Annotated in this window: 19 protein-coding genes; 12 read left to right on the top strand and 7 right to left on the bottom strand. The window is 72.1% G+C overall.

The window, feature by feature from the left end; translation table 11 throughout:
• Window positions 1–141: 141 nt before the first annotated feature.
• Window positions 142–1,671 carry a S8 family serine peptidase gene (locus ACFYX4_RS00095; RefSeq protein ID WP_389323200.1) on the bottom strand — a complete coding sequence of 510 codons (1,530 nt, stop codon included), beginning with the start codon at window positions 1,669–1,671 and terminating at the stop codon, window positions 142–144.
• 306 nt (window positions 1,672–1,977) lie between these two features.
• On the opposite strand from ACFYX4_RS00095, the gene ACFYX4_RS00090 reads away from it, so the two are divergent.
• From ACFYX4_RS00090 to moaA, 3 genes are all read left to right on the top strand, one after another.
• The gene (locus ACFYX4_RS00090; RefSeq protein ID WP_389323197.1) at window positions 1,978–2,334 is read left to right on the top strand and encodes a DUF485 domain-containing protein; all 357 of its coding nucleotides are present in this window, start codon (window positions 1,978–1,980) and stop codon (window positions 2,332–2,334) included.
• Window positions 2,331–3,950 (top strand): cation acetate symporter, encoded by a 1,620-nt coding sequence (locus tag ACFYX4_RS00085; protein WP_389323194.1) that lies wholly within the window; start codon window positions 2,331–2,333, stop codon window positions 3,948–3,950. Before ACFYX4_RS00090 ends, ACFYX4_RS00085 begins: the two co-directional genes overlap by 4 nt.
• Window positions 3,951–4,080: 130 nt before the next feature.
• On the top strand, window positions 4,081–5,070 hold the full coding sequence (gene moaA, locus ACFYX4_RS00080; RefSeq protein WP_389323191.1) for a GTP 3',8-cyclase MoaA: 990 nt from the start codon (window positions 4,081–4,083) through the stop codon (window positions 5,068–5,070).
• 35 nt (window positions 5,071–5,105) lie between these two features.
• Here the strand turns inward: moaA and ACFYX4_RS00075 are convergent, their stop codons facing one another.
• Window positions 5,106–5,324, bottom strand: coding sequence for a hypothetical protein (locus tag ACFYX4_RS00075; protein WP_130437472.1), 219 nt, complete (start codon window positions 5,322–5,324; stop codon window positions 5,106–5,108).
• Between the two features lie 213 nt (window positions 5,325–5,537).
• Complete coding sequence (locus tag ACFYX4_RS00070) at window positions 5,538–5,954, bottom strand: DUF3099 domain-containing protein (protein WP_389323188.1); 417 nt, start codon at window positions 5,952–5,954, stop codon at window positions 5,538–5,540.
• Between the two features lie 202 nt (window positions 5,955–6,156).
• Between ACFYX4_RS00070 and ACFYX4_RS00065 the strand changes: the two genes are divergently transcribed.
• Entirely contained in the window at window positions 6,157–6,435 is a 279-nt protein-coding gene (locus ACFYX4_RS00065) for a GlsB/YeaQ/YmgE family stress response membrane protein (RefSeq protein WP_389326629.1), read from the top strand.
• Window positions 6,436–6,582: 147 nt separating this feature from the next.
• Here the strand turns inward: ACFYX4_RS00065 and tyrS are convergent, their stop codons facing one another.
• From tyrS to ACFYX4_RS00050, 3 genes are all read right to left on the bottom strand, one after another.
• On the bottom strand, window positions 6,583–7,854 hold the full coding sequence (gene tyrS, locus ACFYX4_RS00060) for a tyrosine--tRNA ligase (RefSeq protein ID WP_389323185.1): 1,272 nt from the start codon (window positions 7,852–7,854) through the stop codon (window positions 6,583–6,585).
• A gap of 67 nt (window positions 7,855–7,921) precedes the next feature.
• On the bottom strand, window positions 7,922–9,316 hold the full coding sequence (locus tag ACFYX4_RS00055; protein WP_389323182.1) for a metallopeptidase TldD-related protein: 1,395 nt from the start codon (window positions 9,314–9,316) through the stop codon (window positions 7,922–7,924).
• Window positions 9,313–10,836, bottom strand: a complete 1,524-nt coding sequence (locus ACFYX4_RS00050; RefSeq protein WP_389323179.1) for a TldD/PmbA family protein — start codon at window positions 10,834–10,836, stop codon at window positions 9,313–9,315. The genes ACFYX4_RS00055 and ACFYX4_RS00050 overlap by 4 nt, the downstream gene beginning before the upstream one ends.
• 344 nt (window positions 10,837–11,180) lie before the next feature.
• On the opposite strand from ACFYX4_RS00050, the gene ACFYX4_RS00045 reads away from it, so the two are divergent.
• The 5 genes from ACFYX4_RS00045 to ACFYX4_RS00025 all read left to right on the top strand — a co-directional run bounded on the left by ACFYX4_RS00045 (window position 11,181) and on the right by ACFYX4_RS00025 (window position 21,056).
• Window positions 11,181–17,387: a hypothetical protein gene (locus ACFYX4_RS00045; RefSeq protein ID WP_389323176.1), complete on the top strand. Its 6,207-nt coding sequence runs from the start codon at window positions 11,181–11,183 to the stop codon at window positions 17,385–17,387.
• Window positions 17,388–17,390: 3 nt separating this feature from the next.
• Window positions 17,391–18,884: a hypothetical protein gene (locus ACFYX4_RS00040; RefSeq protein WP_389323173.1), complete on the top strand. Its 1,494-nt coding sequence runs from the start codon at window positions 17,391–17,393 to the stop codon at window positions 18,882–18,884.
• Window positions 18,885–19,034: 150 nt separating this feature from the next.
• Window positions 19,035–19,739 carry a 3-oxoacyl-[acyl-carrier-protein] reductase gene (gene fabG, locus ACFYX4_RS00035; RefSeq protein ID WP_389323169.1) on the top strand — a complete coding sequence of 235 codons (705 nt, stop codon included), beginning with the start codon at window positions 19,035–19,037 and terminating at the stop codon, window positions 19,737–19,739.
• Window positions 19,740–19,744: 5 nt separating this feature from the next.
• The gene (gene fabI, locus ACFYX4_RS00030; RefSeq protein WP_045560796.1) at window positions 19,745–20,512 is read left to right on the top strand and encodes an enoyl-ACP reductase FabI; all 768 of its coding nucleotides are present in this window, start codon (window positions 19,745–19,747) and stop codon (window positions 20,510–20,512) included.
• 193 nt (window positions 20,513–20,705) lie between these two features.
• Window positions 20,706–21,056 (top strand): hypothetical protein, encoded by a 351-nt coding sequence (locus ACFYX4_RS00025; RefSeq protein ID WP_389323165.1) that lies wholly within the window; start codon window positions 20,706–20,708, stop codon window positions 21,054–21,056.
• Here the strand turns inward: ACFYX4_RS00025 and ACFYX4_RS00020 are convergent.
• Window positions 21,037–21,726, bottom strand: coding sequence for a FadR/GntR family transcriptional regulator (locus tag ACFYX4_RS00020; RefSeq protein WP_389323162.1), 690 nt, complete (start codon window positions 21,724–21,726; stop codon window positions 21,037–21,039). The two genes, ACFYX4_RS00025 and ACFYX4_RS00020, sit on opposite strands and share 20 nt — an antisense overlap.
• An 82-nt stretch (window positions 21,727–21,808) precedes the next feature.
• Between ACFYX4_RS00020 and ACFYX4_RS00015 the strand changes: the two genes are divergently transcribed.
• From ACFYX4_RS00015 to ACFYX4_RS00005, 3 genes are all read left to right on the top strand, one after another.
• Complete coding sequence (locus ACFYX4_RS00015) at window positions 21,809–23,224, top strand: CynX/NimT family MFS transporter (RefSeq protein WP_389326626.1); 1,416 nt, start codon at window positions 21,809–21,811, stop codon at window positions 23,222–23,224.
• A 43-nt stretch (window positions 23,225–23,267) separates the two neighbouring features.
• Window positions 23,268–23,384, top strand: a complete 117-nt coding sequence (locus tag ACFYX4_RS00010) for an SGM_5486 family transporter-associated protein (RefSeq protein ID WP_389323159.1) — start codon at window positions 23,268–23,270, stop codon at window positions 23,382–23,384.
• A 185-nt stretch (window positions 23,385–23,569) separates the two neighbouring features.
• Entirely contained in the window at window positions 23,570–23,779 is a 210-nt protein-coding gene (locus ACFYX4_RS00005; RefSeq protein ID WP_389323156.1) for a hypothetical protein, read from the top strand.
• Window positions 23,780–23,897 lie beyond the last annotated feature (118 nt).

The raw sequence follows: 23,897 nt of genomic DNA, 5'->3' as shown, positions 1-23,897 counted from the left end.
GACGAAACCGGACGGAAGGGGCCAAGCCCGCACGACAGTTCGACCGGGTGCCGGGCACCGGATGCCGGGGGCCAGATGAGGCGCGGAGGGCCGGACGGTGCTCCGTCCGGCCCTTCTGGCTCAACTCACCTCGACTGTCGGCTACTTCACGGCCTTCAGCGCGTTCACCACGCCCGAGCCGTAGAAGCCGTTGAGCTGCTTGTCGCCCTCGCAGGTCGCGTCGACGACGCCGTCACCGTTGCCGTCGTACGGCTCGGTCGGGCAACCCGGGTTGTCCGCCTGCTTCTTGAGCAGCTTCTGGAGAGCCCCCGGCGACGCCCACGGGTGGGTGGACTTCAGCAGCGCGGCCACGCCGGCCACGTGCGGGGACGCCATCGAGGTGCCCTGGAGGAAGCCGTACCCGTTGTTCGGCATCGTCGACAGGATGCGGCCGTTGGCCGACGGGGTGTCCGGGATCTGGTAGCGGTCGCCGCCCGGCGCCGCCACGTCGACCGCGTTCAGGCCGTACGTCGAGTAGTACGACTTGGCGCCCTTGACGCCCGTCGCGCTCACCGTGACGACGCCCTCCAACTGGGTCGGCACGTCGAAGCACTTGTGCGGGTCGATCGTCCGGGTCACCGGGGTGGAGTCGTCCGGGCTGCTGGTGTCGACGATCGCGTCGGAGTCCAGGTCGTGGTTGGAGTTGCCCGCCGAGGCGACGTTGAGCGTGCCCTGCCACTGGGCGTACAGCTGCGCCCTGTTGACCGCGTCGACGATGGCCTTCTGGTCCGGGTCGTCCATGCAGTTGTACAGCCACGGGTCCACGTAGTAGCTGTTGTTGGTGATCTCGACGCTGTGGTCGGCGGCGAACATGAAGGCGCAGACGACGTTCTCCGGGTAGAAGAGGCCGTCCTTCGGGTCGCTGACCTTGATGCTGGAGACCTTGACCCCGGGCGCGACACCGGCGACGCCGATGCCGTTGCGGGCCGCCGCGATCTCACCGGCGACGTGCGTGCCGTGGTAGTCCTGCTCGGTGTACGGACGCCAGGCGCCCTCGGAGGTGTCCGCGACGCCGCCGACGCAGTTGGCCGACTGCGAGGCGGAGAAGTTGGGGGCGAGGTCCGGGTGGGTGTCGTCGACGCCGGTGTCGATCACCGCGACGGTGACCTTCTTGCTGCCCGGGTTGATCTCCGCGGCCTTGTCGGCGCCGATCGCGCGCAGGTCCCACTGGTCGGCCTCGAGGGGCTCGCTCGCGCCCGCCTTCGCCGACGCGCTCGCGGTCTTCGCGGCCTCGGGCGCCGTGAGGAGCTTGGCCGCGCCCTCGTCGGTGGTCCCCGCGAGGCTCAGCGGCGCGGTGCGGGTCGCACCCGCCGACTGCACCCCGCGCACCGCGCGTATCTGCGGGCCGAACTCGGGGTTCGCCGAGTGGACGACGATCACGCCGATCTTCTCGTACGTCGTCACGACCGTGCCGCCGGAGGCGGCGATCGCCTTCTCCACCGACTTGATCGTGCGGGGATCCACCTTCGTGTTGACGACGTACGTCAGGGTGCCGGCGGCCGTCGTCTGCGCGGCGGGGGCCGTGACCGGGGCCGCGGAGGCGGCCGTCGGCAGGAAGCCGAGCGAGGCGGTCAGCGACAGCACGACGGGCACCGCGAGGGCGAGACGGCGTCTGGAAGGCAGATGAGCCATGGGGTCTCCACATCATCCGGAAACGGGACCGGCCCAGACACAGGTAGTGCCTGGACAGGTACATGACGGGTGTACCACCCGAAGCTATCTTCCTGACTCACCGGCCAGCAATGACCTACGGCGACGACTTCCGGAACGACTCGTTCAGCGGCTCCCGGAAAGGCGTCGGAAAACGACCGGCCGACAACTTGCGAAAGAACCCGATCGAGTTGAACCGGCCCTCGCGCGCCGCCGTGACCTTGGGCAGGGAGCCCGAGGACGATCGAGCCCCCCGCACACCCGTCGTCCGCAACGCGAGGAGACTCCGTGGCCACCGAGACACCGCCCCCCTCGAAAACGCAAGCCCGGCTCCCGTCCACCGAGGAGTTCGTCGCGGTGCAGGAGAGCGCGGAGTTCGGTGAACTGCGCCGCTCCTACCGCAGTTTCGCCTTCCCGCTGACCGTCGCCTTCATCGCCTGGTACCTGCTGTACGTCCTGCTGTCCAACTACGCGGGCGACTTCATGGGCACCAAGCTCTTCGGCAACATCAACGTCGCGTTCGTCCTCGGCGTCGCCCAGTTCGTCACCACGTTCCTCATCGCCTGGTGGTACTCGCGGCACGCCGCCGCGAAGCTCGACCCCAAGGCGGAGGCCATCAAGTCCCGGATGGAGGGCGGCGCATGAGCCCCGCGATCACCATGGCGGCCGGCGAGGCCGGCGAGCACCGGCCCCTGATCATCACACTGTTCGGACTGTTCGTCGTCGCGACGCTCATCATCACCGTCTGGGCGGGCCGTCAGACCAAGGACGCCGCCGACTTCTACGCGGGCGGCCGTCAGTTCAGCGCGTTCCAGAACGGTCTGGCGGTCTCCGGCGACTACATGTCGGCGGCGTCGTTCCTCGGCATCGCCGGCGCCATCGCCCTGTTCGGATACGACGGCTTCCTCTACTCCATCGGCTTCCTCGTCGCCTGGCTGGTGGCGCTGCTCCTGGTCGCCGAGCCGCTGCGCAACTCCGGCCGCTACACCATGGGCGACGTCCTCGCGTACCGGATGCGCCAGCGCCCCGTCCGCACCGCGGCCGGCACCTCCACGATCGTCGTCTCGATCTTCTACCTGCTGGCCCAGATGGCGGGCGCGGGCGTCCTCGTCTCCCTGCTGCTCGGCATCACCTCCGACGCCGGCAAGATCCTCATCGTCGCCCTCGTCGGCATCCTGATGATCGTCTATGTCTCCATCGGCGGCATGAAGGGCACCACCTGGGTCCAGATGGTCAAGGCGGTGCTGCTCATCGGCGGCACCCTGCTGATCACCTTCCTGGTGCTGCTGAAGTTCGACTTCAACATCTCGGACCTGCTGGGCTCGGCCGCCGAGAACAGCGGCAAGGGCGCCGCCTTCCTGGAGCCCGGCCTCCAGTACGGCGCGACCGGCACCTCCAAGCTGGACTTCATGTCCCTGGGCATCGCCCTGGTCCTCGGCACCGCGGGCCTGCCGCACATCCTGATCCGCTTCTACACCGTCCCCAACGCGAAGGCGGCCCGGAAGTCGGTCAACTGGGCGATCGGCATCATCGGCGGCTTCTACCTGATGACCATCGCCCTCGGCTTCGGCGCGGCGGCCCTGATCTCCCAGGAGGAGATCATCGCCTCCAACCCGTCCGGCAACACGGCCGCGCCCCTGCTCGCCCTGCACCTCGGCGGCGTGGACTCCACCTGGGGCGCGATCCTGCTCGCGACGATCTCCGCGGTCGCCTTCGCGACGATCCTCGCCGTGGTCGCCGGCCTCACCCTGGCCTCGTCGTCGTCCTTCGCGCACGACATCTACGCCAACGTCATCCGCAAGGGGAAGGCCACGGAGAAGGAGGAGATGAGGGCGGCCCGCTGGGCGACCGTCTTCATCGGCGTCGTCTCCATCGGCCTGGGCGCCCTCGCCCGCGACCTCAACGTGGCCGGCCTGGTCGCCCTGGCCTTCGCGGTCGCCGCCTCCGCCAACCTGCCGACCATCCTCTACAGCCTGTTCTGGAAGAAGTTCACCACCCAGGGCGCCCTGTGGTCGATCTACGGCGGCCTGATCGTCGCCGTCGGCCTGGTGCTGTTCTCGCCGGTCGTCTCCGGCGACCCCAAGGCGATGTTCCCCGACGCCGACTTCGCCTGGTTCCCGCTGAAGAACCCCGGCATCATCTCCATCCCGTTCGGCTTCCTGATGGGCTGGCTGGGCACCGTCCTGTCGAAGGAGGGCCCCGACACCGGCAAGTACGCCGAACTGGAGGTGCGCTCGCTCACCGGAACCGGCGCCCACTGAGCCGACCCGCCGAACCACCCCACGCGGGGGCCGTCGTAGATCCCTACGGCGGCCCCCGCGCTGTCGGCGCCGTCACGTAGGCTCGCAAGTGACGACAGAGGACTGATCCACCACGAGGGAGGGGGCCCACGTGCTCATCGACACCTTCGGCCGAGTGGCCACCGACCTGAGGGTCTCGCTGACCGACCGCTGCAACCTGCGCTGCACGTACTGCATGCCCGAGGAGGGCTTGCAGTGGCTGGCCAAGCCAGACCTCCTCACGGACGACGAGATCGTCCGCCTGATCGACATCGCGGTCACCTCCCTGGGAATCGAGGAGGTCCGCTTCACCGGCGGCGAGCCCCTGCTGCGCCCCGGCCTGGTCGGCATCGTCGAGCGGGTCGCCGCCATGACCCCGCGCCCCCAGATGTCGCTGACGACCAACGGCATCGGCCTCAAGCGCACGGCGGCGGCCCTGAAGGCCGTCGGCCTGGACCGCGTCAACGTCTCCCTGGACACGCTCCGCCCGGACGTCTTCAAGGCGCTCACCCGCCGCGACCGCCACAAGGACGTCCTCGAAGGCCTCCAGGCCGCCCGCGACGCCGATCTCAACCCGGTCAAGGTCAACACCGTCCTGATGCCCGGCCTGAACGAGGACGAGGCCCCCGACCTGCTGGCCTGGGCCGTCGAGCACGACTACGAGCTGCGGTTCATCGAGCAGATGCCCCTGGACGCCCAGCACGGCTGGAAGCGCGACGGCATGGTCACGGCCGGCGACATCCTGGCCGCCCTGCGCACCCGCTTCGACCTCACCCCCGAGGGCTCCGAGGAGCGCGGCTCGGCCCCGGCGGAACGCTGGATCGTCGACGGCGGCCCGCACCGCGTGGGCGTGATCGCCTCGGTCACCCGCCCGTTCTGCTCGGCCTGCGACCGCACCCGCCTCACCGCCGACGGCCAGGTCCGCACCTGCCTCTTCGCCCGCGAGGAGACCGACCTCAGGGCGGCCCTGCGCTCCGGCGCCCCCGACGAGGAGATAGCCCGTATCTGGCGGCTGGCGATGTGGGGCAAGAAGACCGGCGCGGGCCTGGACGACCCCTCGTTCGTCCAGCCGGACCGACCGATGTCCGCGATCGGCGGCTGAGGCCCTGAGACCTGGAGCCCCGGAGCTCTGGAGCCCTAGGACCCCGCGGGCGCCTGCCAGTCCTCGAAGCGGACCACGTCCTTCAGGAACCCCCGGACGCCGAGGAACTGCGACAGGTGCTCGCGGTGCTCCTCGCAGGCCAGCCACGTCTTCCGCCGCTCCGGCGTGTGGATCTTCGGGTTGTTCCACGCCAGCACCCACACCGCGTCGACACGGCAGCCCTTGGCGGAACAGATGGGGGTCTCGTCACTCACGGACGTCACTCACAGATTCGTCTCGCCGACACGCGCACAAAAGGCGACGCCGAGCAGCCACGGGGGGAGCTGCCCGGCGTCGGTCTGTCGCTCCGACGGGGGATGCGGAGCGTCGTACGAAGTATGTCACGGCCAACTGGCCGCAGGGCACCGGAACAACATGATTGATCTGAGCTTTTCCTGAGCTTGGCGCACAGTCGACCCATGGCCGACTCACGGCCTGCGCTCAGCCTGATCGGCCTGCGCCTCCCCCTCGCGGGGCCCCGGGTCCTCCCGCCCGGCTTCCGCGGAGCGCTCCTCTTGCGGGCCGCGCCCGTCCGTCCCGGGCGGCGTGATCATCGGCGGCGTCGGCACCGTCACGAACGTCGTCGGCAGCCCCGGCGCGTTCTCCCGCCCGGCGTTGGCGATCACCACCGCGATGTACGGCAGCACCAGGCCGAGGACCAGCGCCACGATCGCCACATGCCGTTCCACGTTCCACAGCACCGCGGAAAGGATCACCGACACCGTACGGACCGACATCGAGATCACATACCGTCGCTGCCGCGCCCGGACATCGTCCTGGAGCCCCTGCCGGGCCCCGGTGATCCGGAACACCTGGACGTTCCCGCCGCCACCCTGCTTCCGCATCGCGTTCCACCATCCGCCCGCGTCGAACTCTCCCCGGTCTCCACGGTACGCCGCGGCTGCGCCGCCTTCGAGACCGGGCCCTCTCCCGCCCGCACGGACACCGCTACGCCGGAACGTGTACGACATCACCCGACATGCGCCGTACGGCGGACGGGCCGAAACTGGGGGCAATGCTCACGTCGAGCCGTACAAGGAGGCAGCCATGGGCTGGTTGTGGGCGATCATCGTGGGATTCATACTCGGCCTGATCGCCAAGGCGATCATTCCGGGCAAGCAGCACAGTCCGCTCTGGCTGGTCACCATCTTCGGCATCCTCGGTGCGGTCGTCGGCAACGCCGTCGCCCGGGGCTTCGGCGTCGCCGAGACCCCCGGCATCGACTGGAGCCGCCACATCTTCCAACTGATCGCAGCGATCATCATCGTCGCCCTCGGCGACATGCTGTACATGAAGACACTGGGCAAGAGGAAGCAACGGGTCTGAGCCCCCGTCGCAGGCGCCCGAAGGGCACCGCAAAAGGGGCGCGGGGCAGTGTCGACATGCGGCTCCGCCGCGGGGCGCGACCAGCCACGACGCACGCGCGGCCCGCAGAACACCCGCACCCCTACGGCGCACCCCGCGGAGCGAACCTCAGCTCCCGCTGACGACCTCCACCGCGGCCAGATTCTTCTTCCCCCGCCGCAGCACGAGCCACCGCCCGTGCAGCAACTCCTCCCGCCCCGGGACGGAGTCCTCCGCGGCGACCTTCACGTTGTTCACGTAGGCCCCGCCCTCCTTCACCGTGCGCCGCGCCGCGGACTTGCTGGCCACCAGCCCGACCTCGGCGAACAGGTCCACGACCGGACGGAGCTCGGCGACCTGGATGTGCGGCAGCTCCGACAGCGCCGCCGCCAGCGTCCGGTCGTCGAGGCCGGCCAGCTCGCCCTGCCCGAAGAGGGCACGGCTCGCGTCGATCACGGCGGCCGTCTGCTCGGCGCCGTGCACCAGCGTGGTCAGCTCCTCGGCCAGCGCCCGCTGCGCGGCCCGCGCCTGCGGCCGCTCCTCGGTCTGCCGCTCCAGCTCCTCCAGCTCCGCACGGGACCTGAAGGACAGGATCCGCAGGTACCGGGAGATGTCCCGGTCGTCCACGTTCAGCCAGAACTGGTAGAACGCGTACGGGGTCGTCATCTCCGGGTCGAGCCAGACCGCGCCGCCCTCGGTCTTGCCGAACTTGGTGCCGTCGGCCTTCGTCATCAGCGGCGTCGCGATCGCGTGCGCGGACGCGTCCGGCTCCAGCCGGTGGATCAGATCCAGGCCGGCCGTGAGGTTGCCCCACTGGTCGCTGCCGCCCTGCTGGAGCGTGCAGCCGTAGCGCCGGTAGAGCTGGAGGAAGTCCATGCCCTGGAGGATCTGGTAGCTGAACTCGGTGTAGCTGATGCCCTGGTCGGACTCCAGCCGGCGGGCCACGGAGTCCTTCGTCAGCATCTTGTTGACGCGGAAGTGCTTGCCGATGTCCCGCAGGAACTCGATCGCGGACAGACCGGCCGTCCAGTCGAGGTTGTTGACCATCACGGCCGCGTTCTCGCCCTCGAAGGACAGGAACGGCTCGATCTGGCCGCGCAGCTTGCCGACCCAGCCGGCGACCGTCTCCGGGTCGTTCAGCGTGCGCTCCGCCGTCGGGCGCGGGTCGCCGATCAGGCCCGTCGCCCCGCCGACCAGTGCCAGCGGCCGGTGACCGGCCTGCTGGAGCCGGCGCACGGTGAGCACCTGCACCAGATGCCCGACGTGCAGGGACGGGGCGGTCGGGTCGAAGCCGCAATAGAACGTGACGGGACCGTCCGCGAGCGCCTTGCGCAAAGCGTCCTCGTCGGTGGACAGGGCGAACAGCCCCCGCCACTTCAGCTCGTCGACGATGTCCGTCACGGTTCTCGTGTCTCCTCGGTGATCTTCTTGACGTTCTCGGGCAGTCGAGTGACTACCGGCTACGAGGTTATACGCCCTGGCTGACAGAGCTCATATTGAAATCCGGCACCCGCAGCGCGGGCATCGCGGCCCTGGTGAACCAGTCGCTCCACTCCCTGGGCAGCGTCTTCTCCGTGCGCCCGGCCTCGGTCGCCCGGCCCAGCAGGTCGACCGGCGACTCGTTGAACCGGAAGTTGTTGACCTCGCCGACGACCTCGCCGTCCTCCACGAGGTACACGCCGTCCCGAGTCAGACCGGTCAGCAGCAGCGTCGCCGGATCGACCTCGCGGATGTACCAGAGGCAGGTCAGCAGCAGCCCGCGCGTGGTGCCCGCGACCATCTCCTCCAGGGAGCGGTCGTCGCCGCCGTCCAGGATCAGGCTGTCGCCGCCGGGGGCCACCGGGAGACCGGTCAGACCGGCGCTGTGCCGGCTGGTGGTGAGGTGCTTCAGCTCGCCCCCGGCGACCCACTCCGTGGAGGCGATCGTCAGCCCGTTGTCGAAGACGGACTGGTCGCCGCCGGAGGAGTGCGCGATCACGAACGGCGCCGACTCCAGGCCCGGCTCGTGAGGGTCGCTGCGCAGCGACAGCGGCAGCTCGGTCAGCCGCTCGCCGACACGGGTACCGCCGCCCGGCTTGGAGAACACCGTCCGACCCTCCGCCGCGTCCCGGCCCGACGCCGACCACAGCTGGTAGATCATCAGGTCGGCGACGGCCGTCGGCGGCAGCAGCGTCTCGTACCGCCCCGCGGGCAGCTCGATCCGCCGCCGCGCCCAGCCCAGCCGTACGGCCAGCTCCGCGTCGAGCGCCGCCGGGTCGACGTCCTTGAAGTCCCGCGTGGACCGGCCGGCCCACGCCGAGCGCGTACGGTCCGGCGACTTGGCGTTGAGCTCCAGCGTCCCGTTCGGCTGGTCGTGCCGCAGCCGCAGCCCCGTCGAGGTGCCCAGGTACGTCGACACCACCTCGTGGTTGGCGAAGCCGTACAGCTCACGCCCGCCCGCACGCGCGCGTGCGAACGCCTCGCCCAGCGCCGGCGCGAAGTCGGCGAACACGGCGGAGGAGGTCTCGGCCGGCGCCTCCGTGAACTCGGGGGACCGCGCCACGCCCGTCACCAGCGGCTGCGCGTCCTCGGCTGGGGCGGCGCCGCGCGCGGCGGCCTCGGCGGCCCGCACCAGCGGCTCCAGCTCGTCCGGCGTCACGGCCGCCCGGGAGACGACCCCGGAGGCGGTGCCCTCCTTGCCGTCGACCGTCGCGATCACGGTGAGCGTGCGCGAGCGCGTGACGCCGTTGGTGGTGAGCGCGTTGCCCGCCCAGCGCAGGTTGGCGGTCGACTGCTCGTCCGCGATGACGACGCAGCCGTCGGCCCGCGACAACTCCAGCGCCCGCTCCACGATCTCGTGCGGCTTGTTGATACGGGCGCTCATCGACCGGCCTCCTGCGTCGTGTTGAGGATGTTGACGCCCTTGAACAGGGCGGAGGGGCAGCCGTGCGACACGGCGGCGACCTGTCCCGGCTGGGCCTTGCCGCAGTTGAAGGCGCCGCCGAGGACGTAGGTCTGCGGGCCGCCGACCGCCGCCATCGAGCCCCAGAAGTCGGTCGTCGTCGCCTGGTAGGCCACGTCCCGCAGCTGCCCGGTGATCCGCCCGTTCTCGATCTTGAAGAACCGCTGGCCGGTGAACTGGAAGTTGTAGCGCTGCATGTCGATGGACCACGACCGGTCGCCGACGACGTAGACGCCCCGGTCGACGCTCCCGATCAGATCCTCGGTCGACATCCCCGCCGGATCCGGCTGGAGCGACACGTTCGCCATGCGCTGCACGGGCACGTGCCCGGGGGAGTCGGCGAAGGCGCAGCCGTTGGAGCGCCCCAGCCCGGTGAGCTTCGCGATCCGCCGGTCCAGCTGGTAGCCGACGAGCGTGCCGTCCTTCACCAGGTCCCAGGACTGGCCCTCGACGCCCTCGTCGTCGAACCCGACCGTGGCGAGACCGTGCTCGGCGGTGCGGTCGCCGGTGACGTTCATCAGCTCGGAGCCGTAGCGCAGCTTGCCGAGCTGGTCGAAGGTGGCGAACGAGGTGCCGGCGTAGGCGGCCTCGTAGCCGAGCGCCCGGTCCAGCTCGGTGGCGTGCCCGATGGACTCGTGGATGGTCAGCCACAGGTTGGACGGGTCGACGACCAGGTCGTACAGCCCCGGCTCCACGCTCGGCGCCCGCATCTTCTCGGCGAGCAGCCCCGGAATCCGCTCCAGCTCGTCGTCCCAGTCCCAGCCGGTCCCCGTCAGGTACTCCCAGCCCCGCCCGACCGGCGGCGCGATCGTCCGCATCGAGTCGAACTCACCGCTGGACTCGTCCACCGACACCGCCGTCAGCGCCGGGTGCAGCCGCACCCGCTGCTGCGTGGTCACCGTCCCCGCGGTGTCGGCGTAGAACTTGTTCTCGTGGACGGTGAGCAGCGAGGCGTCCACATGATCGACCCCGTCGGCCGCCAGCAGCCGCGCGCTCCACTGCGCGAGCAGCCCCGCCTTGTCCTCGTCCGGCACGGTGAACGGATCGATCTCGTACGACGACACCCACGTCTTCTCGGCGTGCACGGGCTCGTGGGCGAGCTCCACCCTCTCGTCCGACCCGGCCGCCTTGATCACCTGCGCCGACAGCTTGGCCATCGCCACCGCCTGCGAGGCCACCCGGGCCGCCGCGTCCATGCTCAGATCCACGCCCGAGGCGAACCCCCACGTCCCGCCGTGCACCACCCGCACCGCGTACCCGAGGTCCGTGGTGTCCGATGACCCGGCCGGCTTGGCGTCCCTCAGCCGCCACGACGCGCTGCGCACCCGCTCGAACCGGAAGTCCGCGTGCTCGGCCCCGAGCGCCCGCGCCCGCGCGAGCGCGGCGTCGGCAAGGGCGCGCAGGGGTAGTGCCAGAAATGACTGATCGATTTCATGGGGCACGGATGGGGTTCCCTTCGCGCTGTCGCGTGTGAAGACCGTTCCTCGGAGTGAATCATGTACCTCCGGCCGCGGGCGCAGGAAGATCGTGCCACCCCGCGCCTCGACTCCGCGTGATTTCCCGTGACTCGGGGTGCTTTGTCGGCGGCGAGTGCCAGTATCTGTCCATGCAGGCTTGGGGGCTTGAGTTTCGGACGTGGCTGCTGTCGCTCGACAAGCGAGGTATGCGGGGGTTGTTGGCCCAGCACCCCTGTCTGCGGCGCAGACACTGCTTGCACCGGCGGCCCCGGGACGGGACGAAAGACGCCCGTACGGCGGCCTGTTCCTCGCGCCGCGACACGCAGTCGGTGCGCGTCTGGCTGACCAACGCGACGGACCACATGCTCCAGTCGGCGGCGGCGTGCGGTGTCACCTGGGCGTCCCGGGCGCTGGTGGGCGCCTACGGGTTTCCGGGGCAGGTGGTGGCTCATCCCACCGAGGACCAGTTGCTCCTGATGCTGGAAGTCCTCGATCCGCCCCTGGCCCGCTGCGCCGTCTACGGCCTGCTCGCGCCGGACGCCCTGGGGAGGCTGCCCGCGGCGGAGGTGGCCGTACGGCACAAGGACCGGTGCCTGGCCGCGGCCGACCGGGAACCGCAGCCCGGAGCGCTGGGCGTCGGTCCGGCGCTCGCCCGGGAGCTGGGCGAACGCAAGCAGCCGCGTGCGCCGGTGGATCAGCGGGGAGACAAGGCGGGAGACGGCTGCCGGCACCGCGCGGCGCCGGGTGATGGCGAGGGGCGAAGGGGGACGGGGATGACGACGGCCGGGACACGGACGGCGGACGGCGACAGCGGTGCCGGTGGTGTCAGCGGCGACGGCGAGAACACCGACGCGGTACGGGGCGCCGTGGACGCGCTGCGCTCGTCCGGTGCCGAACTCGCGGCAGAGTTAGGCGACTTGGCCGCTGCCGTGGCGGAGGGCCGGCTGCCCGGGACGGCCGACGGGCTCACCGGCCGGCTGGCCGCGTGGGTCGAGGAGCGCGGACGTCTCGCCGACGCTGTGTCCGCGCGGCGGGGGCAGTGGCCTGCCGACGCCGGCTACACGGAACTCGAGGCCGAACTCGACCGCCTCCGCCGCGCCCGTGCCGAACAGGCCGAAGCCCGCGCCCAGTTGGAGCGGCTCCGGCTGCGCGCCGCGCAGTACGAGGAGCTGATCGCCGGGGCGGTCGCCGAGGCGGAGGCCGACGGTCTGCGCATGGCGCTGGACGGCATACGCGGCCAGCTGGACCGATGGGAGGCGCTGGCGGGCTACGAGTCGTCGCCGACCGCGGACGGGGACGCGGTGACGGAGCCGGCAGGGGAACCGGCCTCCGCCGAACCGCCGGCGAAGCCGTCGCCCGCGGAGCCGTCGCCCGCGGAGCCCGGGGCCGCTCCCGTCGCGCCGGGAACGCACCCCGGGCCGGAAGACGCCGACGCACCCGCCGCGGACGGCGGCCCCGGCCCGACGGCGCAGACCGAGACCACCGAGTCGGCGACCACGCCGCACGGTGCAGGGGCCGCCCCGCAGGGTGCAGCGGGCGAACTTCGCACGGCGGAGAGCGCCGCCGCCCGCGTCGACCGGACCGGCTCGCCCACGGCGGAGAGTGTCGCCGACCGGACCGACCCGCGCACCGCGGAGAGTGTCGTCGGCCGCGCGGCCCGGACCGGTTCTCCCTCGCTGGAGAGCGTCCCCGCCCGCCCCGCCCGGACCAGCCCGCCCACGGCGGAGAGCGTCGCCGCCCGCGCTGCCAGAACCGGCCCGCCCTCGGCGGAGAGCATCGCCGCCCGCCCCGCCCGGACCAGCCCGCCCACGGCGGAGAGCGTCGCCGCCCAAACCGGCTCGCCCTCGGCGGAGAGCATCGCCGGCCGCGCCGACGGGACCGACCTGCGCACGGCGGAGAGCGTCGCCGCCCGCGCCGCCCGCTCCGCCCCGCCCTCGGCGGCGGACGCGCGGACGCCCGCCGAGGCGATCCCCGCCGTCCCTGAGGACACCGACCCACCCGCCCCCGCCCCCGCCCCGGCCGAACCGGCGGCGCCGGCCGTGCTGCCCCCGACGAGCACCGAGCACCGTCCGGCCGCCAGGTCCGCCAGTGTCGCCGCGCCCGCGGAGCAGCTCACCGAGGAAGTGGTCCACCCCTGGACGGCGTCGGAGAACGGCCCCTCCCCGCTGGCGCGACTCCTCACCCGCGGACACCTCGCGCAGGCGTACTGGATGACGGCGGCGTCCGGGGAGCACCCGCATCGCACCAAGGCGCTCTCGTTCCTCACGGCCGCGTTCGCCGCCGTGGACGTGGACGGCGCCACCCAGGTGCAGATGGAGCACGACATCACCACCCTCGACCTCGTCGAGGACCGTGAGGCGCATCTCGTGGCCCTCGTCGCCGCGATGAGGTCAGGACTCACCGCCGGCTGGCCGCATGCCCTCGTCAGCGACTTCGGGCTGCCCTCCGGGCTCTCCCAGCCCTGGCAGTTGCTGCTGATGGTGCTCAAGGAGGCCGTGCGCGAGTGCCACGTCTTCGTGCCCGGCGCGGCCCAGGAACGTTCCGAACTGGACCACCAGCTCACCGTCCGGGACATCGAGGAGTCCGCGCGGGTCCTCCTGGAGGACCTCCCGCGCCGGAAGATCAAGTACCAGCGCGCCTCCCGGGTCCTCCAGTACCTGACCGGCCCCTCGGGAGAGCTCCACCAGGCGCTGCGCACGGTGCTGGACTGGGCGCGCGGCACCGCCGACGCGACCGCGCTCAGGGCGTTCGGCGAGAACCTGCGCCGCGGCGAGTACGTCGACCGGCTCATCGAGGACGCCGACAGCCGCTTCCGCACCCCGAAGCAGGCCAGGGAAGCCATCCACTCGGGCGCGCTGCGCCAACTGCACGCCACGATCCGCTCGGTGGGGGAGCTGACGGCCAAGGCCGAGGCGATGGCCGCCGCGGCCCAGGCCAGGGATGCCGCCTCCGGCTCCAAGGTGCCCCAGCTCGAGTCCGCCGTGGCGGAACTCGCCGCCTGCGACGACCCGCCCGGCATCGGCGGCGCGGCCCTCGGCCTCCTGCGCCGGTGGCTGGCCGCCCAACCCGTGGTCCACACCGCCGCGTTGGTCGCACCGGACGGCTCCATGCGCCCCTCCGAATCCTGTCTGCTGCTCCTGCCGAACCTCCCGCGCGACGCCTTCGGCCGGCCCGACCTCACCGACCCGCGCACCGCCCCCGCCCTGGCCGGCCTGCTCGCCCCGGCCTCCCCGCAGACGGCCCTGGCCGAGTACCTGGACCGCGGCGACCTGCATCTGGCACGGGCGCTCGTCCGGACGGCCGGCGAGTCCGGCGTGGAGCCGGACGCACAGCCCGACTGGCTCGAGGACGCCGTACGGCGGTGCCGCGAGGCGGAGAAGGCATGGCGCCGCGAGATCGGTGAGCACCACCGGCTGGCCGCCTCGCACCTGGCCCAGATCCGGACGCTCAACCTCATGCCCTCCGACACCGAACGCGAGTTCACCGGCCGGCTCCAGGAGTTCGCGGACGGCGACGAGGCGGGCCGCTACCGCTACGCCCTCGACGCCCTGCGCGACCTGGCGGCCGAACTGACCGGTCGGGTCGCGGAGTCGACCGACCGCCTGCGCGAACGCCTCGAAGCGGTGTGGCTCGACCCCGAACGCCCCCTCTCGGAACCCGACCACGAGCGGATCCTGCGCCTGATCGACGAGGGCGACACCGTCACCGCGCAGGAGTTCCTCGCCCTGGTGGAGAGCGGACAGCGGCTCCCCGACCGCTCCGACGAGGAGGGCGCCGAACTGCGCGAGTTCCTGGCCGGCCTGGCCGGCCCCGGAGCCCCCGCGCCCGGCGGCGACGGCGTCCCCGCCGGCTGGTGGGTCGACCGCTACGGCCGCGGCGAGAAGGTCACGCCCAACGCCGATCTCGGCCTCGCCTCCTGGAAGGCCCTCTGCACGAAGAAGGGCCGCAACGGTGACTGGCGCCACCACATCTCCCGCGTGCTGCGGCTGCTCGGACTGAAGCCCACCGGCCAGTTCCAGGCCGAGCGCACGAGCCAGGGCGTCCGCCGCTTCAAGGGACGCGCGCTCGTCGCCGAGGCGCCGGGGTACGTCGCCGCCCTCGGTTCCCGCGCCACCTCCTACACTGTCCTGCTGATCTGGGAGGAGCAGCGCGCCGACGGGCCCCTCGCCCACCTGGAGGACTCCGACGTCGACGCGAACATCGTCCTCTACCTGCACCCGCTCGGGCGGGAGGGCCGCCGCGCCCTCACCGAGGCCTCCCGCCGGAAGGCGCAGCAGGCCCTCGTCGTCGACCCCGCCGTCCTCGGCTGGATGGCGGCCCGCGCTCCCGGCGCCTTCCGCGCGCTGCAACGGGTGACGCTGCCTTGGGCGTCCTACGACCCGTACACCCCGTTCGTCGCGGGCGCCGTCCCGCCCGAGGTCTTCTACGGCCGCGACCAGGAACTGCGCGAGGTGATGAACCCGGAGGGCGGGCTCTTCCTCTACGGGGGCCGGCAGCTGGGCAAGTCGGCGCTGCTGCGCCGGGTGGCGGAGCTGTTCCCGAGCAACTCCGACGCCAACGTCGCCGTCTACCTGGACCTCGTCAAGGCCGAGATCGGCCAGGCCGAGTCCCCGGAGCGGATCTGGAACCTGCTCGCCGAGGACCTGAAGCGGCAGAAGGTCATCGACCCGCGGAAGGTGTCCGACCAGGCGGGCCCCGACGTGGTGGCCAAGGCGATCCGCAGCTGGCTGGACGCCGACGACTCGCGCCGGCTGCTGATCCTCGCCGACGAGGCGGACGCGTTCCTCACCGCCGACTCCCGCCGGGTCTTCCGCTCCGGCGGCGAGTCCACGTTCCAGAACGTCAAGCGCTTCCAGCACCTGATGGAGCAGACGGACCGCCGCCTGAAGGTCGTGTTCGCGGGCCTCCACCAGGTGCAGCGCTTCGGCGAGCTGTCCAACGTCTCGACCGCGCACGGCGGTCCGGACGTCCTGGTCGGCCCGCTCAACCCGACCGCGGCCGTACGCCTGGTCACCGAACCCATGGCGGCCCTGGGCTTCGTCTTCGAACGCCCGGAGCTGGTGTGGCGCATCCTGGCGATCACCAACTACCAGGCCAACCTGGTGCAGATATTCTGCAGCGAGCTCGTCCGGACCCTCCAGGGACGCTCCCAGCGCGGCCACGACCGCCCGACCCGCATCACCGAGAGCGACGTCCAGGACGTCGCGGCCTCGGAGACCGTACGCACCCGGCTGGCCGAGCGGCTGCGGTTCACCATCAACCTGGAGGACCGCTACCGCGTCCTGACCCTGGTCATCGCCCTGCGCAGCCTCGACGACGGCTACCGGGGCGACTACTCCGCGGAGGAACTCCTCCAGTGGGCCGTGGAGGCCTGGGAGGAGGGCTTCCGTGAACTGGGCGTCAAACAGGTGCAGATCTACCTCCGGGAGATGGTCGGCCTGGGCCTGCTCGTGCAGTTGGGCGACCGCTCCCGGTTCGCCGTCCGCAGCCCCAACGTCGTCAACATGCTGGGCACCCGCGACGAACTGCTGCTGGAGCTGAGGGAGACCGAGTTCAGCCAGCCCTACGAGTACGACCCCCGGGCGGCCCGCAGGCTCCTCGGCCGCTACACGGGCAGCGACCCCAACCGCTATGTCACCCGCTACAGCCCGCTCACCGAGGGCCAGTTGCACGAGGCCGCCCAGCCGGGCGTCACGGTGATCGGCACCACCAGACTGCACCGGCCGGAGCTGATGATCACCGCCACCGAGCGGTTCGCGGAGACGCGCGGCGTGGAGGTCCGCCGGGCCACGGCCGCCCACGACCTGCGCGCGGTCCTCACCGACGCCTCACGCCTGCGCAAGAACTACGTCCTCGCCCTCGACCTGCGCGGCCTGGAGGGCGTGCCCCTGGCCGAGGCGGTGCGGCTGTGCGTGGAGCACGCGGGCCCCGCGGCCGACACCCTCGTCCACCAGGCCGAGGGCCGCAAACGCTCCAACCACCGGTCCGTGTTCGTCATCGCCGACGCCCCGGCCGCGGGCACGCTGCGCGAGCCGCGAGAGGCGGCGGACGCGGAACCGCTGCCGGTGCGCTTCCTGCGCCCCGAGCGGTGGTCGGTGGAGAGCCTGCGGGCCTGGCCGGAGTGCCCGTTCGTGTCCACCGCCGACCGCACGCGACTCATCCAGGTGACCGGAGGCTGGGCCACCTGGGTGGAACCCGCCATCGCGGAGGTCACCGTCAACGGCGCGACCTTCGACAGCGCCCTCGACAAGATCGGCCGGGTGATCCGGCAGCCGGACAACCTCGACCGGCACTGCGAGGCGTCCGGCCTGGAGCGCGGGGACCTGGACCTGCTCGCCCTGTGGAACGGGTATGTGAGCGAGGGCCAGGGCATCCCCATCGACCAGGTCGCCGAGGCGGTCGAACTGCCCGAGGCGGAGACCGAGACCTGGCTCACGCGCCTGGAACGGCTCGGCCTGATCGACGAGCTCGCGGACGGCATCGCGGTGGACCCGGTGACCTTCCGCGCCGTGGCCGCCCGTCGCGCCGGGGAGTGAGGCGTGCTCCCGACCGGAGAGGAACTGGCCCGGCTGCCCGGTGTGCGCGGCCAGATCGAACGCATCGCGGCCGATCTGGCCGCCGGCCGTACCTGCGTGTGGCTGATGCCGGACGACCTCGTCGACCAGGGCGTCGCCGAGGAGCTGCACCGCGCGGTGATGGCGCGCTGGCCGGAACAGGTCGAGCTGCCCGAGCCCGCGGCCCCGGCCCCGCAGACCGCCGCCTGGCACGACGAACCGGCACGGCCCGTCGCCGACGTGCCGCTCCTCGACGGGTTCGACGACGGCTTCGACATCGGCTGGGACCTGCCGACGCCCACGCCCACGCGCACCCCGCCGACGTCCGCGCCGGTGGAAGGCGGACCGTCGGAGCTGGTGACCCGGCTGGCCAAGGAGCTCTCCGTCGACCCGGACCACGCGCTCGACGAGCTGACCGACCCGGCCGCGCACTGGCGGCCGGTCATCGGCATCAGAGCCTGGACCGAACCCGGACCCCGGCAGGGCGGCGCCGGGCGGGCGGGAGAGCGCGGCCACGACATCGCCCGGCTGGTCCGCGCCCTCGGAGCGGCGGTCAAGGAGGCGGGCCTCCTCCCCGATCAGCGGCCCCGGCTGATGGTCACCGGCCGACTCGGGGACCTGCCTCCCCAGCTCCCCGACGAATGCGAACGGGAACTGGGCGCCGCCGCCGTCCACTGGTGGTGGGGCACGATCGGCCGGCTCGACAGCGCCACCCTCCTGAGCGGGTCGGGCGGACACCGGGACCGGGGCAGGACCGCCCAGGGCGGCGCGGTGCTGCGCACCCGGGTCGTGCGCGCGGTGCGCGCCGAGGTGATAGGCGAGGTGTGCGGGGCCGACCTCGCCCTCGCCGTGGACCTCCACGCCCGCTGGGACGGCAGCGACCGCAGCCTGGACGACTGTCTGCGCGCCTGCCTGGCCGCCCGGACACGGAAGGCGCACGTCGAATGCCCGACGGTGCGCGGCGGGGCGGGCCTTCAGCACAAGCCCCCGTCCGGACTGCGCCGCGCCTGGGCGGACGGGATCGTGCAGGCCTGGGAAGGCCGGCCCCGCCTCCACCCCGCCCTGTGGCACAGCGACGGCGGCGCGGGGCGCACCGACCGGCTCAACGCCTTGGTCGGCCTGGCCCAGGCCCGCGTGCTGATGCCGTGGATCGAGGAGGCCCGGTACCGGCTGGCCGACCTGGCGCTGTCCTTCGCCAACCGGCCTGCGGCCGAACTGGTGAAGCTCCACATGCGGGCCCGGCTCCCCGACTGCGACGCCCGCCCGGAGCGCACCTTCCGGTGCGCCGAGGCCGCCGAGCTCCAGCACGCCTGCCTCAGCGGCCATGTCGCCCTGCCGCTCGACGAAAGGGTCCTGCTGGCGGCTCTGGTCAAAGCCCGCAACACGCTCTCGCACCGCGACGTCCTCGGGGACGAGGAGCTCGACGATCTGTGCGCCAAGCTGTCCGCCGCCGATCTCCGATGGGGGCGGGACGGGTGACGACTGTAGAAACCCCACAGCGACTCCCGTGCCCCACTGTCGGTGCCCGAATGTCCGTGAGCAGGGGCCGACCGATAGGTTTCGAAGGAAGCCGCCTGTCATCCAGCGTTCGGGCGGGTGTGTTCAGATCCCTATCGAAAGGGTGATCCGTTGAGCCGCTCGGTTCTCGTCACCGGAGGAAACCGGGGCATCGGCCTCGCCATCGCCCGCGCGTTCGCCGACGCCGGCGACAAGGTCGCGATCACGTACCGCTCGGGGGAGCCGCCCGCGGGCTTCCTGGCCGTCAAGTGCGACATCACCGACCCCGAGCAGGTGGAGCAGGCCTACAAGGAGATCGAGGACGCCCACGGCAACGTCGAGGTCCTGGTCGCCAACGCCGGCGTCACCAAGGACCAGCTGCTGATGCGCATGTCCGAGGAGGACTTCACCTCGGTCGTCGACACCAACCTCACCGGCACCTTCCGCGTCGTCAAGCGCGCCAACCGCGGCATGCTGCGCGCCAAGAAGGGCCGCGTCGTGCTGATCTCCTCGGTCGTGGGCCTGTACGGCTCGCCCGGACAGGCCAACTACGCAGCCTCCAAGGCCGGACTGGTCGGCTTCGCGCGCTCCCTCGCCCGTGAGCTGGGCTCGCGCAACATCACTTTCAACGTCGTCGCGCCCGGCTTCGTCGACACCGACATGACCAAGGTGCTCACCGACGAGCAGCGCGAGGGCATCGTCTCCCAGGTGCCGCTCGGCCGGTACGCGCGGCCGGAGGAGATCGCCGCGGCGGTGCGCTTCCTCGCCTCGGACGACGCCTCGTACATCACTGGAGCCGTCATCCCCGTTGACGGCGGACTGGGAATGGGTCACTGATCACCATGAGCGGAATTCTCGAGGGCAAGCGCGTCCTGATCACCGGTGTGCTGATGGAGTCCTCCATCGCCTTCCACACCGCCAAGCTGGCCCAGGAGCAGGGCGCCGAGATCATCCTGACCGCCTTCCCGCGGCCCACGCTGACCGAGCGCATCGCCAAGAAGCTGCCCAAGCCCACCAAGGTCATCGAGCTGGACGTCACGAACGACGAGCACCTCGGGCGCCTGGCCGACATCGTGGGCGAGGAGCTCGGCGGCCTCGACGGCGTCGTCCACTCCATCGGCTTCGCCCCGCAGGACGCCCTCGGCGGCAACTTCCTCAACACGCCGTTCGAGTCCGTCGCCACGGCCATGCACGTCTCGGCGTACTCCCTGAAGTCGCTGACCATGGCCTGCCTGCCGCTGATGCAGAACGGCGGCTCGGTCGTGGGTCTGACCTTCGATGCGAAGTTCGCATGGCCGCAGTACGACTGGATGGGGCCGGCCAAGGCCGCCCTGGAGGCCACCAGCCGTTACGTCGCCCGGGACCTCGGCAAGCAGAACATCCGCTGCAACCTCGTCTCCGCGGGCCCTCTCGCCTCCATGGCCGCCAAGTCCATCCCGGGCTTCGGCGAGCTGGCCGCCGTGTGGGACGACCGCTCCCCGCTGGAGTGGGACCTCAAGGACCCCGAGCCGGCCGGCCGCGGTGTGGTCGCCCTGCTGAGCGACTGGTTCCCGAAGACCACGGGCGAGATCATCCACGTCGACGGCGGTCTGCACGCCATCGGCGCGTGACGCCGCCGGGGCGCTGAGGGTCTCACGGGACGCCGAGCCCACGGTTTCCACGGGTGAGGGCCCGCGTCCGAGCGACGCGGGCCCTCACCCGTTCGGCCCAGCTGACCGGGCGCGGGGCGGGCCTGACAAGCCACTCTGAAGTGCGGGTCCGTTACCGCGCTTCCCTCCCCAGCTCGGCCGAGGAGGTCCCCTTGTGCGCCTGTCTCGCAGCCTGGTCCCACTGACCGTCGCCGTCTGTCTCGTCCTCTCCCTGCCGTACGACGCGCTGTCCCACACGCGCGTGGAGGCACGGGAACCCACCGCCCCGCCGGAGCTGTTCGGCGCGGAATGCCGGATCGACGTCCGCGGCTCCCATGTGGTCGCCCATTGCCACAACCCCTACGCCCGCACCGACCGCGTACGCCTGCACATCGAGTGCGAACGCTGGTGGGACCTCGACACCGACGGCGCCCCCGCCGACGCGGGCCCCGCCGTGACCGTGCGGCTGAGCGGCCGCTGCTGGAAGGAGGTCGCCACGGTCTGGGTCAGCCACCAGCGGCGGTGAACCGTCCGGGCCGGCACTGGAACGGATAGCTCGCCGCCTCCACGCCGGCCGCCTCCGCGTCCCCGGCCCGGATCGCGTCCACCAGCCGCGTGTGCTCCATGAACGTCTCCGGCTTCAGCTCCTCGCCGACGTCGGCGCGCAGCCAGTCCCGCAGCACCTCGCCTAGGTCCGCGTACATCGCGGTCATCGCGTCGTTGTGGGAGGCGGCCACCACCGCCATGTGGAAGCTGGTGTCCGCCGCGACGAACGCCTCCGCGTCGCCCGACTCCCACGCCTCCTCGCGCCGCAGCAGCAGCGCGTCGAGCTGCTTCAGATCCCGCTCGGTACGCCGCTCGGCGGCCAGCTTCGCCGCCCCCGACTCCAGCGTGGAGCGCAGTTCGGCGATGTGCCGGGGGTCGGCGCCGGCGAAGCGGCGGTGCATCACGCCGGCCAGCTCGCTCGTCGCGACGACATAGGTGCCCGAGCCCTGCCGGATGTCCAGCAGGCCGTTGTGCGCGAGCGCGCGGACGGCCTCACGGACCGTGTTCCGGGCGACGCCGAGCTGCTCCACCAGCTCCGGCTCCGTCGGGATGCGCGCGCCGACCGGCCACTCGCCCGAGGTGATCTGATGACGCAGCGCGGCGATGACCTGCTCGGACAGCGCCGAGCGACGGGGATGACTCAGAGGCATGGCACACCTTCGCACGGACGGGGCGGCGCGGGCACGGCCGGGGACGGTGACCCGGGTGGACAACCAATCATCCCATGATTCTATGATGGGCGGCATGGCGCGTGAGGAGACACGGACGATTTCCCGGACGACTTCCCCGAGTCCGGGTGGTGCACCGGCGACGGGGGAGCCCCCGGCGGTGGAGGAGCCCCGGGTCGATGCGCGGGTGCCGCGCACGTCCACGCGTGCGTGGACGCGGCGGCTGCTCGTCGTCGGCATCGTGCTGGCCGCCCTCAACCTCCGCCCCGCCATCACCAGCCTCGGCGCCCTGCTCGAAGAGGTCCGCGACGGCCTCGGCATGAGCGGCACCGTGGCCGGCCTGCTCACCTCCGTGCCGCCGCTCTGCTTCGCCGTCTTCGGCGTCACCGCGCCCCGGCTCGCCCGCCGCTTCGGCGCGGGCGCCGTCGTCTGCGCGGGCATGGTCGCCATCGGCGCGGGGCTGCTCGTACGGCCGTACACGCACAGCACGGCCGGCTTCGTGGCCGCCAGCGCCCTCGCTCTGATGGGCATCGCCGTCAGCAACGTCCTGATGCCCGCGATCGTCAAGCGCTGGTTCCCCGACCGGGTCGGCTCCATGACCGGGCTGTACTCGATGGCCCTCGCCCTCGGCACCTCGATCGCCGCCGCGGCCACCGTGCCCGTGACCGAGGCGCTCGGCGGCGGCTGGCAGTCCGGGCTCGCGATCTGGGCGGGCCTCGCCGCGGCGGCCGTGCTCGCCTGGCTGCCGCTGGCCCGCGAGCGGGGGGAGAGGGCGACGGTACGGCGCACCGCGCGCGGGGGGACGCCGGGTGCCGACGCGTCGGCCCCGGACCCGGATGCCTCGGGCCCGGACGCGTCGGACCCCGGCGGGTCGGACCCGGGCGCGGCGGGCGGCCTGCGGATGACGCGCAGCCGTACCGCCTGGGCGCTCGCCGTCTTCTTCGGGCTCCAGGCCACCGCCGCCTACATCACCATGGGCTGGATGGCGCAGATCTTCCGCGACGCGGGCGTGGCCGCGGGCGCGGCCGGACTCCTGCTCGCCGTCACGATGGCGATGGGCGTGCCCCTGGCCTTCGTCATCCCGCGCGTGGCGACCCGGCTGCCGCACCAGGGACCGATCGTGATCGCGCTGGGCGTCTGCGGCCTCGTCGGGTACGCCGGCCTCTACTTCGCGCCCGCCGGCGGCGCCTTGGCGTGGGCGCTGCTGCTCGGCGTCTCCAACTGCGCCTTCCCGCTGGCGCTCACGATGGTCGGGATGCGCGCCAGGACCGGTGCGGGAGTGGCCCAGCTGTCGGCCTTCGCGCAGAGCACGGGCTATCTGATCTCGATCCCCGGTCCGCTGCTGGTCGGGGTGCTCTACCAGCACAGCGGCGGCTGGGGGCTGCCGCTCGCGCTGATGGCGGTGCTCATGGTCCCGCAGATGGCGGTGGGCGTCCTGGCGGGACGCGACCGCACGGTGGAGGACGAGGCCGCGCGCTGACCCCGGGGGAGTCGCCGTCCCCGCCGGGTGCGAGACTTGACCCATGCCAGTGCTCGATCCGAATCCCCGGAACGGTCAGAAGAAGATGCTGCTCGTCTTCGGCTCGTTCTTCCTCATCTTCGTGATCATCGGCGTCATCGCGACGATCGCCTCGCCCTGACGCCGCCCCGACGGATCCGCCCCGCCCCTCACGGAGGGTGGGGTTAACCCCCCGTCCCCTAGGGGGTCAGGGTCAGGGTCAAGTGGGTGGATCACCGGATGGGCCGAGGGCCTCCGCGTCCGTACCTTCGAAGTGTGACCGCAGGCGGCGGTCCACGGACGACTCGCAGACCAGCGGAGGCACCCATGGCGGCGCGCACGCACACCCGGCCCCACCCGGCCGCCCCGGGCGGCGGCCTCGGCACCCTGCTGCCCTGGTGGGCCCTCGCCCTGCCCACCCTGGCCTTCGTCAGCCTGCTCCTGCTCATCCTGAACCCGTCCGAGGCCCACGCGAGCGCGGGCGACCCGGTCCTCATACAGCTCGTGGACCGCGTGCGGGAACTCGTCGCGCGCTAGAAGGCCGATGAAGATCTTGGGGTTCTGGCCCTGCCGCGTCAGCGGCAGGGCCAGACTCGTCATGTGGCGATGGGTGAGTGGGTCGGCGAGACGGTCGGGCCTGACGTATGGGAAACCT

Source organism: Streptomyces sp. NPDC002328, from assembly GCF_042890065.1.
Classification (GTDB): Bacteria; Actinomycetota; Actinomycetes; order Streptomycetales; family Streptomycetaceae; genus Streptomyces.
Note: the sequence above shows the minus strand (reverse complement) of the source record. Positions and strands in the feature narration are given on the sequence as shown.